Source organism: Empedobacter sp. UBA7248, assembly GCF_002472945.1.
In the GTDB taxonomy this organism is placed as follows: Bacteria; Bacteroidota; Bacteroidia; order Flavobacteriales; family Weeksellaceae; genus Empedobacter; species Empedobacter falsenii_C.
In genome coordinates, this window is the sequence record NZ_DKSU01000004.1 from 76,951 (window position 1) to 91,159 (window position 14,209).

At 29.4% G+C, this 14,209-nt stretch carries 17 protein-coding genes; 7 read left to right on the plus strand and 10 right to left on the minus strand.

Annotated elements, in window-relative coordinates; genetic code table 11:
• Positions 1 to 3: 3 nt before the first annotated feature.
• Complete coding sequence (locus tag B4A23_RS02265; RefSeq protein WP_291116372.1) at positions 4 to 1,128, minus strand: BT_3928 family protein; 1,125 nt, start codon at positions 1,126 to 1,128, stop codon at positions 4 to 6.
• Complete coding sequence (locus B4A23_RS02270) at positions 1,125 to 1,673, minus strand: DUF1599 domain-containing protein (RefSeq protein ID WP_280051635.1); 549 nt, start codon at positions 1,671 to 1,673, stop codon at positions 1,125 to 1,127. Before B4A23_RS02270 ends, B4A23_RS02265 begins: the two co-directional genes overlap by 4 nt.
• 53 nt (positions 1,674 to 1,726) lie before the next feature.
• On the opposite strand from B4A23_RS02270, the gene folP reads away from it, so the two are divergent.
• Positions 1,727 to 2,554, plus strand: coding sequence for a dihydropteroate synthase (gene folP / locus B4A23_RS02275; protein ID WP_291116376.1), 828 nt, complete (start codon positions 1,727 to 1,729; stop codon positions 2,552 to 2,554).
• Between the two features lie 32 nt (positions 2,555 to 2,586).
• Here folP and B4A23_RS02280 read toward each other — a convergent pair whose 3' ends face one another.
• From B4A23_RS02280 to B4A23_RS02290, 3 genes are all read right to left on the minus strand, one after another.
• Positions 2,587 to 3,015 carry a hypothetical protein gene (locus B4A23_RS02280; protein WP_125350302.1) on the minus strand — a complete coding sequence of 143 codons (429 nt, stop codon included), beginning with the start codon at positions 3,013 to 3,015 and terminating at the stop codon, positions 2,587 to 2,589.
• Between the two features lie 53 nt (positions 3,016 to 3,068).
• Positions 3,069 to 4,091 carry a DUF4407 domain-containing protein gene (locus tag B4A23_RS02285; protein ID WP_180905940.1) on the minus strand — a complete coding sequence of 341 codons (1,023 nt, stop codon included), beginning with the start codon at positions 4,089 to 4,091 and terminating at the stop codon, positions 3,069 to 3,071.
• A 105-nt stretch (positions 4,092 to 4,196) separates the two neighbouring features.
• The gene (locus B4A23_RS02290; protein WP_291116379.1) at positions 4,197 to 5,258 is read right to left on the minus strand and encodes a branched-chain amino acid aminotransferase; all 1,062 of its coding nucleotides are present in this window, start codon (positions 5,256 to 5,258) and stop codon (positions 4,197 to 4,199) included.
• An 80-nt stretch (positions 5,259 to 5,338) separates the two neighbouring features.
• On the opposite strand from B4A23_RS02290, the gene mnmD reads away from it, so the two are divergent.
• The 3 genes from mnmD (at position 5,339) to B4A23_RS02305 (ending at position 7,257) form a co-directional block, all read left to right on the plus strand.
• Positions 5,339 to 6,055 carry a tRNA (5-methylaminomethyl-2-thiouridine)(34)-methyltransferase MnmD gene (gene mnmD / locus B4A23_RS02295; protein ID WP_291116382.1) on the plus strand — a complete coding sequence of 239 codons (717 nt, stop codon included), beginning with the start codon at positions 5,339 to 5,341 and terminating at the stop codon, positions 6,053 to 6,055.
• Positions 6,056 to 6,127: 72 nt separating this feature from the next.
• Positions 6,128 to 6,955, plus strand: a complete 828-nt coding sequence (gene prmA, locus B4A23_RS02300; RefSeq protein WP_280046303.1) for a 50S ribosomal protein L11 methyltransferase — start codon at positions 6,128 to 6,130, stop codon at positions 6,953 to 6,955.
• Between the two features lie 5 nt (positions 6,956 to 6,960).
• Complete coding sequence (locus B4A23_RS02305; protein ID WP_180905936.1) at positions 6,961 to 7,257, plus strand: ATP-dependent Clp protease adaptor ClpS; 297 nt, start codon at positions 6,961 to 6,963, stop codon at positions 7,255 to 7,257.
• Between the two features lie 6 nt (positions 7,258 to 7,263).
• On the opposite strand, the gene B4A23_RS02310 is transcribed toward B4A23_RS02305, so the two are convergent.
• Positions 7,264 to 7,671 (minus strand): hypothetical protein, encoded by a 408-nt coding sequence (locus B4A23_RS02310; RefSeq protein ID WP_291116386.1) that lies wholly within the window; start codon positions 7,669 to 7,671, stop codon positions 7,264 to 7,266.
• Positions 7,672 to 7,704: 33 nt separating this feature from the next.
• Positions 7,705 to 8,241 (minus strand): RNA polymerase sigma factor, encoded by a 537-nt coding sequence (locus B4A23_RS02315; RefSeq protein WP_286479852.1) that lies wholly within the window; start codon positions 8,239 to 8,241, stop codon positions 7,705 to 7,707.
• Positions 8,242 to 8,650: 409 nt separating this feature from the next.
• Here B4A23_RS02315 and B4A23_RS02320 point away from each other — a divergent pair, with 409 nt between their 5' ends.
• Positions 8,651 to 8,797 (plus strand): hypothetical protein, encoded by a 147-nt coding sequence (locus B4A23_RS02320; protein WP_180905933.1) that lies wholly within the window; start codon positions 8,651 to 8,653, stop codon positions 8,795 to 8,797.
• An 88-nt stretch (positions 8,798 to 8,885) separates the two neighbouring features.
• Here the strand turns inward: B4A23_RS02320 and B4A23_RS02325 are convergent, their stop codons facing one another.
• Genes B4A23_RS02325 through B4A23_RS02335 form a run of 3 tightly spaced genes read right to left on the minus strand, consistent with a single transcriptional unit; the run spans position 8,886 to position 11,654 of the window.
• A complete protein-coding gene (locus tag B4A23_RS02325) occupies positions 8,886 to 9,851 on the minus strand; it encodes a hypothetical protein (protein ID WP_286487201.1) in 966 nt (321 codons plus the stop codon).
• A 2-nt stretch (positions 9,852 to 9,853) separates the two neighbouring features.
• The gene (locus B4A23_RS02330) at positions 9,854 to 10,783 is read right to left on the minus strand and encodes a hypothetical protein (protein ID WP_291116393.1); all 930 of its coding nucleotides are present in this window, start codon (positions 10,781 to 10,783) and stop codon (positions 9,854 to 9,856) included.
• Positions 10,784 to 10,787: 4 nt separating this feature from the next.
• Positions 10,788 to 11,654, minus strand: coding sequence for a hypothetical protein (locus B4A23_RS02335; RefSeq protein ID WP_180905930.1), 867 nt, complete (start codon positions 11,652 to 11,654; stop codon positions 10,788 to 10,790).
• Positions 11,655 to 11,946: 292 nt separating this feature from the next.
• Between B4A23_RS02335 and B4A23_RS02340 the strand changes: the two genes are divergently transcribed.
• Positions 11,947 to 12,747, plus strand: coding sequence for a hypothetical protein (locus tag B4A23_RS02340; protein WP_291116395.1), 801 nt, complete (start codon positions 11,947 to 11,949; stop codon positions 12,745 to 12,747).
• The gene (locus tag B4A23_RS02345; RefSeq protein ID WP_291116399.1) at positions 12,728 to 13,876 is read left to right on the plus strand and encodes a hypothetical protein; all 1,149 of its coding nucleotides are present in this window, start codon (positions 12,728 to 12,730) and stop codon (positions 13,874 to 13,876) included. The genes B4A23_RS02340 and B4A23_RS02345 overlap by 20 nt, the downstream gene beginning before the upstream one ends.
• Positions 13,877 to 14,209: the final 333 nt, after the last annotated feature.

Sequence of the window (14,209 nt, forward strand, 5' to 3'; positions counted from 1 at the left end):
TTTTTAAAATAATTCTTCTAATTGATTAATTGATGGAAAATCGTTGTCATGATATTTCGCTTTTACCGTTCCTTTTTCTAAAATCATCACTCCTGGATTTGAACGAATAATTGTTTTCATCGTTGTTTGATCCATGAAACAATTCTCCAATTCTAAACCTTTAATTGGATTATTCGAAACTGTAATAACTTTGTAACCTTTATATTTAGACGCTTCTTTTCCTAAAGTATTTAATTTCGCAATTTGTTTCTCGTTTACTTTTTCAACAAAAGGAATGACAAAAACAATCGCTTTTGGCGCATTCAAAATTTCAGAAGTTTTATCAACTCCATTACAATCAAAATTAAAATCGTGAATTGGTGGTTCGTACCCTTTTTTCTCTACAATTGTACGTGTTTTATCTGCTTCAATCACCCAAGGCGTTCCATGTTTATACCACTTGTCATCCGCAATATATTGCGCATCGTCAATTTCTACAACTTTTCCATCTACACTATTTTTCATGGTGTAAATTGTTTTATACGTTGTTGGTTTCAAACCTAATTCTTGTGGAGATTTCATTCCTTCAATCAAATTTTTTCCAACTGCATAAGGTCTAAAATCGATAATTGGCAAATGATTAATTCCGATATAAGCAATAATTGCAGAACCTAAAATTGTTATAAAATTGATTACATAATTCGCTTTTTCGACGAATAATGGTTTGATATATTTTTGACCAATCACTAAAATAATTATCAACACCAAAAGCACAACATCTTTGTAAAATGATGTCCAAGGTTCTAGTTTTAGCGCATCACCAAAACACCCACAATCGGTTACTTTATTGAAGTAAGCTGAATAAAATGTCAAGAATGTGAAGAAAATAATCGTTAACAATAAAGCTATTGTCGTAAATCTTTTCCAAACGCCAAGCAATAATAAAACGCCTAAAACTATTTCAAAAATGGAGAAAAATGTTGCCAAAGGCAAACTCAAACTTTCTAAAAATGGAATATTAAGAACTGTTGGTGAGAAATATTCTTCTAATTTGAAACTTAATCCAATTGGATCAATGTTTTTTACAAATCCAGAAATTATAAAAATAACTCCAACTATAATTCGAGCAAATTGTACCAAATACCTCATGAAGTTTTCTTTTCGTTAATTAAAATCATTGCAAAAATCGAATAATTAATCATATCCAAATAATTTGCATCCAAACCTTCTGAAACAATCGTTTTTCCTTTATTATCTTCGATACTTTTTGTGCGCAAAACTTTCTGATAAATCAAATCTGTTATCGAGCTAACACGCATATCTCGCCAAGCTTCACCGTAATCATGATTTTTTTTCATCATCAAATCATGCGCAATTGTCGCATATTTATCATAAAAATCGATAGCTTGTTCGTCCGTTAAATCTGGCTGATCTGCAAAACCAAGTTCTAGCTGAATCAATGCCATAATCGAATAATTTACAATCGCCACAAATTCTCCTTCTTCGTCTTCATCAACCAAACGCTCCGTCGCTTCTTGCAACGTACGAATGCGGTTTACCTTGATAAAAATTTGATCTGTCAACGATGGCAAACGCAATACACGCCAAGCCGGACCATAATCTTGTAATTTTTTTGTATATAAATCTCGACAAACAGAGATGATTTCTTTAAATTGAATTGAGGTATTTTTCATAATTTCGTTTCGATTTCAAAAATAATTGAAATTGCTTAAAGAACTTCTAAGATATGACAATTAATTGTAATGGTCGTTTGATTGATTTGAACGAGCCTAAAATTATGGGAATTTTGAATACAACGCCAAACTCTTTTTACGATGGTGGTAGTAATCAATCGATGAATTTGATTTTAGAAAAAGTTGAAAAACATTTGTCCGAAGGTGCCGATATGATTGATATTGGTGGTTATTCGACAAAACCCGGAGCAGAAAATATTTCGGAGCAAGAAGAAATTGATAGAACTGTACCAATTATCGAAAAAATTATTGAAGAATATCCAGAATTGATTATTTCGATTGATACTTTTCGAGGAAATGTGGCACGCGAAGCTGTAAAAGCAGGCGCTTCTATTATAAATGATGTTTCGGGTTGGGAATTGGACGAAAATATGTTTGATGCAATAAAAGAACTTCGGGTTCCGTACATTTTGATGCACATGAAAGGAACACCGAAAACGATGCAAAATAATCCTGAATATGAAGATATTACACTGGAAGTAAACGAATATTTTTCGCAGAAAATTGCACAATTAAAAGCTGCAAAAGTGAATGATATTATTTTGGATCCTGGTTTTGGTTTTGCTAAAACATTGGATCATAATTACGAATTATTCAGTAAAATGGAAGCTTTAGGTTTTGAAAGTTTTCCTTTATTAGTTGGAATTTCGAGAAAATCGATGATTTATAATTTATTCGAAACAACTCCACAAGAAGCTTTAAACGGAACTTCTGTATTAAATATGGTTGCGTTACAAAAAGGTGCAAAAATTTTGCGCGTTCATGATGTAAAAGAAGCAAAAGAAACGTTACAGATTTTTCAGAAATTGAATCAAAAATAAAAAAGAAAGCCACTAAAAAGTGGCTTTTATTTTTAATCAATGATTTTACTATTTGGAAAGAAAACTTTAAACGTATCTACAATATTGATATCCGAAGTCAAAATTTGCCAATGCGAATCTTTCACAAATTCAAACACGACTTCATTGTCATATAAATTTTCATCCTCAATATTTACATGCAAATTATTTTCTTTTCGATCTCCTATAATTAACGCCTCCGTTACATGTTCCATTTTGTAACACAAACTTTCTAATTGATCATATTCCACAAAAATTCCGTCTTGTTGATCAATCACTTCTTGCAATTCGAAAACCGAATATTCGTCCGTTTCACTTTCGCCATCAACCCAAAGAATTTTCCAAAAATAATCCTGTATATCTTTTATAGGAGCAATCACCTCTTCCATTCGTTGAATTTGGTTTTCGTCTTCTCCGTAAATTTCTATTTTATAAGTTTCCATATCTTGTACAAAATTAAAAAAGTAACTTCAATTAGAAGTTACTTTTTTATTATTTATGCTTTTTCAAATTCATGTTTGACTCGTTTCTCTGATTTAATATCCATAATCTGAATTGATTCTTTACTAAAAATCTTGAACGAATGTTCATGTTTTTCTAAAAGAAAATCATAAGGTCCTTTTGGCGCGATTAATTTCACTAAAACTGGTGCAGTTTCTAACGAGATAAACACAAGAGCTATAAAAATAGCTGCAGTTCCTAAAATTGGATTATTAACTGACAATTCATCTAAAGCTTGCATACGAGCCGCAAAACCATTGTAATTTTCTTCGGTTGGTTTAGCTGCATCAATTTCTTTCTCTTTCGCCACATTCAATCGATCCAATTCTTTGTTAATTTCAGTCAAACGAGGCGCAGATTGTTGAATATAAGTTTCGATTTCGGCAGCTTTTTGTTTTTTCAATTCTGCTTTTCGTTTCGCATTTGGTCCATAACCTTCGCGTCCAGTTGTTGTTTCAGTTTGTGTACCAACAACTTCTTTTTCCAACTCGGTAGAAGCTGAATTATACTCATTTCTTAATTTATCAATTTCTGCATAAATTTCTTTTCGTTCATTCGAAAAAGGCGTTCCCAATTCAGCATAACGCGCATCAATTCCTTTTTGTAATTCTGCTTTATTTCGATTGACAATAATATTTAATTGCTTGTTAATTTCTTTCTCGAAAATTTTTAATTCTAACGGTTTCGAAATCACAATACCTAATAAAACTGCAACCAAAATACGTGGCAAAGCAATAAAAAACTGACGAAAAAATCCACCTGATTTTTTCATTGATGTGACAATATATCGGTCAAGATTAAAAATCATCAATCCCCACAACAAACCAAAACCTGTTGCTGCATATATATTATCAAAAACAGTATTCAGCGCATATCCAGCAGACAAAGCCGCCAAAATTCCTGTAAATAATATGACACCTCCAATACCGACATGTTTGTTGATATCTGTTGGTGTTTTTTTCAATAGTTCAAGACTACTCCCTGAACAGATGATTAAAAATTTCTGTAGTCCATTCATTTTGCAAATATAGTACTTTGTATAACATATTATTAAATATCGTGCCAAAAAAAGCTGACAATCAAATTGTCAGCTTATATTTTCAAAAAAACTTTCTTAATCAGATTAAGCTTGTTCTTCGATTTTAATTCTCCATCCATAAGGATCTTCAGCTAATCCGTATTGAATATCTTTTAATTTCTTTTTCAATTGTAATGCAAAAGAATCTTCTTCAGCTAAAGTTGGTAATTGAGCGCGCTCTTCACCAAAACCTACTGCATCATATTGTGTAATTACAACAGCAGTTCCACAACCAAATACTTCTTTCAATTCTCCTGCTTTGTATGCTTCGTACATTTCTTGTACTTCTACAGGACGCACTTCTACTTCGTATCCGTTATCTTTTGCTAAAGTTAAAACAGAATCACGCGTAACTCCATTCAAAATACGCTCAGAAGTTGGAGCTGTTAAAATTTTGTTTCCGATACGTACCATTACATTCATTGTTCCAGCTTCTTCGATATATTTATGCTCGATAGAGTCTGTCCAAATTACTTGATCATAACCATCTTTTTGCGCTTCAGAAGTTGGGAAAAATGATCCCGCATAATTACCACCACATTTAGCAAAACCAACACCACCTTGTGCAGAACGGCTGTAGAAATCAGCAATTTTAACTGACAAAGGTTTGTCATAATAATTAGGTGCATAAGCTAATAAAATTGCAAAAATATATTCGTTAGATGCTCTTGCAGAAACTGCTTCTTCTGTTGCAAACATTACTGGACGAATATATAATGACGTTCCGTAATCTTTTGGTACCCATTGACGATCGATATCAATAATCGCTTCTAAACCATCAATAAAAATTTCTTTCGGAATTTGAGGCATATTAAGACGTGCCGCAGATAAATTAAAACGCTCGAAGTTTTTCTCAGGACGGAAAATAAATACTTCTTCGTTATCATTTTTGTAGGCTTTCATTCCTTCAAAAATTGTTTGACCATAATGAAAAGACATCGCTGCTGGTGTCATTGAAATTGGTCCGTAAGGAACAATTTTAGGTTCATCCCATTTACCATCTTTGTAATGCGCGATCAACATGTGATCTGTAAACTCTTTCCCAAAAGTTGTAGAGTTGAAAACTGAATCGTTAAATTTTGATTCAGCAATTTTTTCTATAATCATTTTACGATATATTTTGTTTGTGCTTATCAAAGGTACATTTTATTTGCACTTTTTCATAATAAAAATCATAACTTTCGACGATGAAAAGAATTATTCAAGAAACGGAAGATGGTTCAAAAACTATCTATATTGAAGATTGGGATGAATCTTATCATTCTAAACATGGTGCTGTACAAGAGGCTTTTCATGTATTTATACAAAATGGATTTCATCATTTTACAGAAACAAAAAATCCTATAAAAATTATCGAAATTGGATTAGGTACGGGACTTAATTCTTTCATTACTTTGATGGAAGCTGAAAAACATAAAATTTCGGTGCAATATGTTGGAATCGAAAAATTTCCGGTTTCTGATGAAGAATTTGAATTGGTGAATTATTTTGAAAATGTTTTCAAACTTTATCCAGAATTTGAACATCGGAAAGAAGATTTTTTAGATTATTATCAACAATTATTTCATTCGAATTGGGAAAACTGGCATAAAATTTCTCCCTATTTTGAAATTAAAAAAGTAAAAGAAGATTTTTTCAATCTAAAAAATATCAACGAAAATAATTTTGATTTAGTTTATTTTGACGCTTTTGGTTCTCGTGTTCAACCAGAATTATGGGAAAAAGAATTGTTAGAAATTGTTGATTCTTTAACTAAAAAATCTGCCATTTTTACTACTTATGCAGCGAAAGGAACCATAAAAAGAGGATTGAAAGACTTGGGCTATATTGTACAAAAACGTCCTGGACCTCCAGGAAAACGTGAAATGATGGTTGGTTTGAAAGACTTTCCATTTGATAAATAATCTCCTTTATCATTAATTATAAAAATCGTAAATTTGCATCGGAAAACAATTTGATGTTTTCTACATTTTTTTATGACAAATTATATCGAATATAAATTTAAAGTTGCGGAAGTAGAGCCTTTTAATGAAATTATTATTGCAATGATTTCTGAATTACCTTTTGAAAGTTTTGTTGAAAACGAAGAAGGTTTTGATGCTTACATGCCAAAAACTGACGAAAATATTGACCAAGTAAAAGAAGTGATTGATTCTATCGAGAATATTGATTTTTCTTATACGCGTCAAGAAATTGAACAACAAAATTGGAATGCAACTTGGGAAGAAAATTTCACACCAATTTTAGTGAACGACCAATGTTTGATTCGTGCAGAATTTCACGAAACAATCGAAAATATTCCGTACGAAATTATCATTCAACCAAAAATGTCTTTTGGGACTGGACACCACTCTACAACACACTTGATGGTAGAATATATCTTGGAAACTGAATTTACAGGAAAAGATATTTTGGACATGGGTTGTGGAACGTCAATTCTTGCAATTTTAGGAATGAAACGTGGTGCAAATTATGCAGAATGTATCGATATTGACGAGTGGGCTGTGGAGAATTCTATCGAAAATGGGAAACGAAATGGTGTTAGTTTAGATGCTAAAATGGGTGATAATTCACTTTTAGGAAGCAAACAATTTGACATTATTTTAGCGAATATCAACAAGAATATTTTAATCAGTCAAATTCCTTCTTATATCAACGTTTTGAATGAAAATGGAGATTTATTCTTGAGTGGATTAATGGAGCAAGATTTTGATGATATCTTAGCTTTCTGTACAGAAAATGGTTTGAAATTTGTATCTAAAAAACAACGAAATGAGTGGATTGCGCTACATTTCAAAAAATAAAATGTATGACAAAATACGCAACGCAACCCATGTGGGAAACGGAAAAAGATTCGGCTGTTGATGTATTGGAACAGGAATCGCACAAATATCAAATTATTGTTTACAATGACGATGTGAATACTTTTGATTGGGTAATCGAGTCGTTGATTGATGTTTGTGAACACACGCCAGAACAAGCGGAACAATGTTCTATTTTGATTCATTACAAAGGTAAATGCGAAGTATTGACTGGTGAATTAGAAGATTTAAAACCTCGATGCACAGAGTTATTGAACCGAGGTTTAAGTGCAGAAATTATTTAGAATTTCTTAATAATCATATAAAGCAAAATCAGAATCGTCTAATGTTACATTGGACGATTTTTTGTTTTGATCGCTCACTATATATGAATCATAAATCTTCTCGTAAACGTGATTTTCAGTTTTTGTATCCACAACTTCTGAAGATTTTTCTGTAGAATTAATCACAAAAGGAGTAACAACCAATGCTAATAGCAATATACAAGCAGCTGCCCACCAAATATTGAAATGTATAACTTTTGTTTCTTTTTTATCAATAGTTTTCGATAAAATTGACTGTTCTAAATCATCAAAATAATTAGTTGGAGTTGTATAATTTTCCTTTTGTTTTAAGCTTTTAAGATAAATTTCATCTTCTAAATTCTTAAAATAATTCTCAGGAATTTTAAAATTATTTTTTAATCCATTTTCTTTCATATCACATATAAGACAAAAAAAAGTTAAAAAGGTTTAATCTTCATCCTCTAAAAATTCTTTAATTTTTGTAACAGCATGATGATAAGATGCCTTTAGTGCACCAACAGATGTGCCTAAAATTTCAGAAATCTGCTCATATTTCATTTCATCATAATATTTCATCATAAATACTACACGCTGCTTTTCTGGCAAACTTGCGATTGCTTTTTGTAATTTCAACTCAATTTCATCACCTGTATAATATTCATCCGTAGATAAATCATCCGCAATATTCATCGAATAATCTTCGAATGAAACATTTTGTTCTTTAGCATTTTTATGAATAAAATTAATGGTTTCGTTATAAGTAATCCTAAAAATCCATGTCGATAATTTCGATTCATTTTTGAATGAATTCAAATTTTGATAAATCTTGATAAAAACATTTTGAGCAATATCATCTGCGTCTTCATGAATCAAAACCATACGACGAATTTGCCAATAAACTCTCTGATGATAATCTTTTACAAGAAGTTTAAAAGCTTGTTCCCAATCCTTATTTAAAATGTGATCTAATATTTTCTGATCCAATTGAATAATATTAAGCTGTAAAGCTATTAAATTTGAAATGATAAACTTCTAATATTATTTCAAGTAATCTATATTTTATCTTTTTTTTAAGAAGTTTAATTCCCTATCTGATCATTTTAGAGATTATAAATACTTAATAAACGTTTATTTTTTAACAAAACATTAAAACAGCTGATTTAAAACAAATTAAAAACGGTTTATTATTATTAAAAATTTAAAACTTATTCTATATTTGAAATACCAAACTATAACTCTATTACCTATGATACAATTCAATACAAACAAATTTTGTAAATTATTATATAATTTACTTCTTCCACATTTACATTATAAAATTAAATAAAAAGTTGGGATTAAATTCCTTGCTTTCTACTAACGTATTTATTATTAACCCAAAAACTATTTAATTATGAAAAAGTCAATTAATGATTTTCAAGTAGAGAAATTAGAAGACAGAAAAGAGTTTATCTTCTATTGTTTGTTACATTTATTCTGTGGAGGTCACGGAGGTGGATCAACAACTCCAGATCCAGGTCCTGGAGGCGGAGATCAATAAGATGTAAAAATAAAAAAGAACTTAGTCATACTAAGTTCTTTTGTTTTATATAAAATAATCACCTGCAAAGTTTGTAGGTGATTTTTTTTTATCTAGTCACTCCGTATACTGTTACATTAATTGGTGATTGAAAACTAGAACTAGCACAATAAGTACCTGTTGAACCATTTGTATTACTAAATCCTAATCCTACAGATATTTTACCATTATTCAACGTGAAATTATTACCATAGGACTGATCTTTTGAATTGAAATGGTTATTTCCTACAATCCTAAATCCAATTTTTACTTTCTGATCAATATTTGCAGGAATATTATTTACAGGAGCTAAAATTGTAATTTTTCTTCTTGCACAATAACCCTGATCAGCTAGATTAACAAATGGAAATATTTTATTGGCGACTAAAACATCATTAATAAAAACTCCCATTGCAATACTAAAATCAAAAGTTCCTCCTCCTGGTTTTACAAGCATTGCATTTACTTTTACAAAAGCATCAGCTGTTTTAGCAAATTTAAAAGTTGGTTGAAAACCTGCTGGTACAATTGTCCAATAATTTGAAGTCATTGCATTCAAGTTTGTTCCATTAATATGGTTTGAATTAGTCATTGATGATAATGTAGTATTACTTGTGTTATTTGTACTACTAAAAGGAGATAATACATCTACTCCAATACTTGTATTTGAAGCTCCATCATAATTAGTAAAAAAATAGGGCGAACTAAAGTCTTTATCAGAACTAAATGAAACTGAATCTAATAATTTAACCCATAGATGTTGATCATCATCCCAATAAAAATATCCATAAAAATCTTCATTTAATCCACCATTCTTATTTGGACTAAAAACAATAGCTCCTCCTTTTGGTTCTTTAGTATAAGGGTGAACATTATATGCCGTTATATTATACTCTGGTAAAGCTACAGCTTGATTAGATGAGCTTATTTCTAAACCAACTGAAGAATCTGTAGCTGTATTTGTATCTCTAGATATAATAACCTGAGCTATGCTATATTGAGCTATGAATGGTAATATATATAATAACTTTTTCATAATTAATTATTTAGAATAGATGGATTTTCTTGAATTTTTATACTTAATAATCCTTCATTTACAGATTGATTAGGTAAATACCCATCTGTAGATGATGTACCGCAGTTAGAATTTCTACTATTATAAGTTACATTTACAATAGCATTAGAATTTAATATATTTCTATTTTTAACTGCAACTTGTATGGTATGTTTTCCATTAGACAAATCATTCGTAAGACCTGTTAGACTAAATACATTATACATACAATTTCGAGTAGAATTACCTGCTAAAGAAAAAGGACTATACACAGTTAATTTACCATCTACAAAAATTCCTACATCATAACTTATCGCTTTCTCTGCTGAAGAACTATATGCTTCTACAAAACCTGTTAATCGATAAAAAATAATATTTTTTGAATTATATATTTGAAATTCTTGAGTAAAATTGGGCAACACTTGCCACCTTTTACTTGCATCCGTAATCAAATCCCCTAAATTATTTTGCCAAGAATTCGCATAAGGTCCTGTAGTAGGATTATTAGTCGCCGAAACAATATCGGTTGTACTTGATAAGGGGTAATTTTTTAAATTAGCAAGATTAGTTAACGAACCTTCATTCTTAGTTGAAACAAAAGGAGTCCAAGCTCCTAAAGATGAAGTATAATTATACCAAAAATAAGGTCCTTTATCATTTCCTAAAGAGGTATTTGTATTATAAATCAATAAACCTGATTGTAAATTTGAACCTAAACTAAGATCTACGTTAGTTTTATCTTTTCGATCCTTCATAGCATTTCTTGGTAAAACAAAAGTCTTATCATTTTTTGTAGAAGTTGTACTTTGTTTGGAATCTAAAATCAAGTTATCATTGGTTACGTTAGTCGATAAAGCTACCTGTGCGTTAACAGCACTTGATAAGACAATTATTGAAAGTAATATTTTTTTCATAGGTTTACTCTTTTACTGTTAATATTAATCTTGATTTCATTACTTCAGATGGTAAATTAGTACATGTTCCTATAGATTTTCCAAATGTGTAAGCATATGTAGTTGCTGGTGTAGATAAATCATAACTTCTTCGTGGATGTATTCTCACATCTATTGTATGATCTTGAGTAGTTGACAAATTGAGAATTATTCCATCCAAATCTACAGGAACAAAACCACAGCTATTTGAAGTAAAATTACCTGTATAATTTTCAACATATTTTAATTGTCCATCTACAAAAACTCCTATTGCAAAGGTCAATAAACTATTACTTTGTTGAATTTGAGCAATTCCTGTAAACGTAAAAGACACTTTGTTATTAGGCTTATTTGTACGTACTATTTTTGAAATATTTAATGGTATAAAATTTCTATTAGTTGCAATAGTTCCTGATTGATTGAACGTATAATTAGGTAGAGTTGTTTCACTACCTTGAACATAACTCTTATCACTTCCAATATCAATACCATTTGCATTTGCAGAATACATCACAGAAGAATTTAACTGTGCAATAACATTTTCAAAATCTAACAAAGCACGCCATTTTGATCCATCCCAAAAATGAAACCCCTCTCCTAAAGCTCTATTTGTATTATATACAATCATTTGAGAGGCATCTCCTTGTTTAGGAAAATTAACTCCAGAGGAATTTTTAAGTTCTGTTAATGAATTCAATGATATTCGTGGAAGTAAAACACCTTTATCAGAAAAATTAACATAAATACCATCAGTAGCATTATCTATTTCTGGTTTGTTTTTATTTGATATTTCTACCTGTGCATATAAAACAGATAAAAATAACGTCGCTAAAAAAGTAAAATTCTTTAACATAGGTTTATAGTTGTTTATGATTATTTACAGATTAATACAATCGTAGATTACAATAAAATTTTTCTAAAAAAAATTAATGTAAAAACGAAATATCCAGTGTTGATTTTATAAAATCTGCATGAAGTAATTTGCAGAAAAAATAATAGAGAGTCTTTTCATAGTAATTGGTAGTTTTATAATTTTAGGTGAAGTAAATATATTACTAAAATCATTAATTATCAAATATTTAACAAAATTATTTTTATACTTCCTATAAAAATTATACTTTCGTATCAACTTAAAACTACCCTAAATGAGCCAAATTAATCAACTCTTTTTTCGAGAAGTTGTCGACTTTCTAACTGAGAATGTGAAAATTAATCGTTTAAAAAAAGATCAATTAGACCTAGTTGCAAAAACGTATTATAATTACATTATTCACTTAGATAAATTAATAGATCAAGAAATTATTATTGAAAAAAAATTACTTGATTCTAATCCTTTAGTTAACTTAACTAATCATTACGAACTTTGTATTAAGACACTTATCAAATTGTTTGGTGAAGATTCTTCTATTTTCGAAAGTAAAGCAAAATATAGTAAAATATATTTTGATGCTTTAATCAAAGAAAAATTATGGGATTTCGATTCAACTATTTTATCCAAAGAAGAATTTGAACAAATTGCAGTAGAAAAACATATTCCAGTCTTTTTTATTGTAGATGGAATAAATCTTTTACAATCTGATTATCCATCAGAAGATATAAAATTGATGCTATCTTATATTTTCAAAGGAATACAAATGTATGATGACATAACAGATATTGGTGATGATTTACGAGAAAAACAATTCACTTATATTATTTCAAATACTATTCAGTTTCTTAAAAACGACAACGATTATCACCCAGATAATCAACTCTATACACACAAAGCTTTCTTTGCTCTTGAAGAATTATCTAATCCTCAATTTGAATTTATGGAAGAACAATTTTCTGCTGCAAAAGAAATTGCATTAAAGTATGATTTAGTAAAAATTGCTAATTGGATAGATGCAATCGATACTCAACTTAAAGATTGGAAAAACCAAATAGATGAGATCAGAACTGCTTAGTACATTAACAGATATAAATTTTTCTTTCACAAAAAAAAATGAACAAAGTTGGGTCTTAGAACATTCAGAAAAATTTTTTATTGTAAGTGAAGAAATAAAAATTTTATTAGAAATCTTAAAACGAAATCACTATAATCTTGAGAACTCTTATCAAGACTTCATTCAAGAATTTGATTATGTTTCTAATGAAGATTTCGATAAAATTGTAAAACAAAATCTAAAAAGTTTAGAGTTAGATAAAGTAAATAGTCAGCAAAAAAAAGAAAAATCATTTATTCTTTTCGAAACAAAATTAATTTCTAAAGAAAACGCAGCTTCAATTTCAAAACTATTACAGCCTCTATTTCAACCTACTTTCTTTTGGATTGTTTTTACAATATTATTTAGCCTCTCTATATATAATCTTACTCAAATGCATCATTTTCATCTTGAGAAAGAATATATGCTTCTTTTGTTTCTATTGTATTTAGTGAGTGCTTTTATTCATGAATTTGGACATGTTGCAGCTTGTAATAGATTTACAAAAAAAAATGGAGAAGTTGGGGTTGGAATTTATTTCATTTTTCCAGTCTTTTATTCAAATATCACGCCCATTTGGTCTGCCAAAAAACAAGAACGAATTATTACAAACTTAGCAGGCGTTTATGTACAACTTTTTATAATTGCAGCATTATATATCGTCTATCTTATTACACATAATCACCAATTATTAGATGTGATAGGTATTAGTACAATGATTATTCTTTATCAATTGATTCCATTTATTCGTACAGATGGTTATTGGATTGTCTCGGATCTTACAGATATTCCAAATCTTTTACCAAGTAGTACTAATAGCGTAAGCAGGTTCTTTAAAAATCCTTTCAAGTTTAAGTTAACAAGTAAAAAAGAAACATTTATATTTTTATATGGTCTTTTCAACCAGTTTGTAATGATCTACATTGTATATAGAATAGTAATCACTTATCAATACAGATTAATTTCTGGACCGATAGATTTGATAAAAACAATCTTTAACCAACCCAAGGAAATAATCAACTATTTGAATACTAATATCGAATTGATGATTATTTCTATAGTTTTCTATTTGATTATGTTCAATCTAATAAAACGAATTTTTAACAAATAATATTAAGGCGTTCTCTCACTCTTTGCCTTCCATTTATATTATTTCTTAAGATAAGAAAAAGAATACAAACATTAATAATGTAAGAGCTGAGTTATGAATAATAAGTTAATACATAAGATTTAAGGCTTACAGAATAAAAGTTCTGAGTAAAAAAAGGGAAGCTTCTTGTTGACTAATTAGAAGCCTCTTATTTGCTGATTGGAAGCTTCTTGTTTTATAAAACATAATTTTGATTCGTTAGACGTAGAACTTACATTTTACTTAATACATTTTACAAAAAGTATAACCACAAAAAAAGCCTCAAGATTTATTTCTTGAGGCTTTTGATAAAAA

What these genes read in the sequence shown, in the direction of transcription:
- B4A23_RS02345 (WP_291116399.1), top strand. Translation starts at nt 12,728, where the DNA reads ATGAGATCAGAACTGCTTAGTACATTAACAGATATAAATTTTTCTTTC.
- B4A23_RS02340 (WP_291116395.1), top strand. Translation starts at nt 11,947, where the DNA reads ATGAGCCAAATTAATCAACTCTTTTTTCGAGAAGTTGTCGACTTTCTA.
- mnmD (WP_291116382.1), top strand. Translation starts at nt 5,339, where the DNA reads ATGAAAAGAATTATTCAAGAAACGGAAGATGGTTCAAAAACTATCTAT.
- B4A23_RS02310 (WP_291116386.1), bottom strand. Translation starts at nt 7,671, where the DNA reads ATGAAAGAAAATGGATTAAAAAATAATTTTAAAATTCCTGAGAATTAT.
- B4A23_RS02285 (WP_180905940.1), bottom strand. Translation starts at nt 4,091, where the DNA reads ATGAATGGACTACAGAAATTTTTAATCATCTGTTCAGGGAGTAGTCTT.
- B4A23_RS02320 (WP_180905933.1), top strand. Translation starts at nt 8,651, where the DNA reads ATGAAAAAGTCAATTAATGATTTTCAAGTAGAGAAATTAGAAGACAGA.
- B4A23_RS02330 (WP_291116393.1), bottom strand. Translation starts at nt 10,783, where the DNA reads ATGAAAAAAATATTACTTTCAATAATTGTCTTATCAAGTGCTGTTAAC.
- B4A23_RS02270 (WP_280051635.1), bottom strand. Translation starts at nt 1,673, where the DNA reads ATGAAAAATACCTCAATTCAATTTAAAGAAATCATCTCTGTTTGTCGA.
- folP (WP_291116376.1), top strand. Translation starts at nt 1,727, where the DNA reads ATGACAATTAATTGTAATGGTCGTTTGATTGATTTGAACGAGCCTAAA.
- prmA (WP_280046303.1), top strand. Translation starts at nt 6,128, where the DNA reads ATGACAAATTATATCGAATATAAATTTAAAGTTGCGGAAGTAGAGCCT.
- B4A23_RS02305 (WP_180905936.1), top strand. Translation starts at nt 6,961, where the DNA reads ATGACAAAATACGCAACGCAACCCATGTGGGAAACGGAAAAAGATTCG.
- B4A23_RS02335 (WP_180905930.1), bottom strand. Translation starts at nt 11,654, where the DNA reads ATGTTAAAGAATTTTACTTTTTTAGCGACGTTATTTTTATCTGTTTTA.
- B4A23_RS02265 (WP_291116372.1), bottom strand. Translation starts at nt 1,128, where the DNA reads ATGAGGTATTTGGTACAATTTGCTCGAATTATAGTTGGAGTTATTTTT.
- B4A23_RS02280 (WP_125350302.1), bottom strand. Translation starts at nt 3,015, where the DNA reads ATGGAAACTTATAAAATAGAAATTTACGGAGAAGACGAAAACCAAATT.
- B4A23_RS02325 (WP_286487201.1), bottom strand. Translation starts at nt 9,851, where the DNA reads ATGAAAAAGTTATTATATATATTACCATTCATAGCTCAATATAGCATA.
- B4A23_RS02290 (WP_291116379.1), bottom strand. Translation starts at nt 5,258, where the DNA reads ATGATTATAGAAAAAATTGCTGAATCAAAATTTAACGATTCAGTTTTC.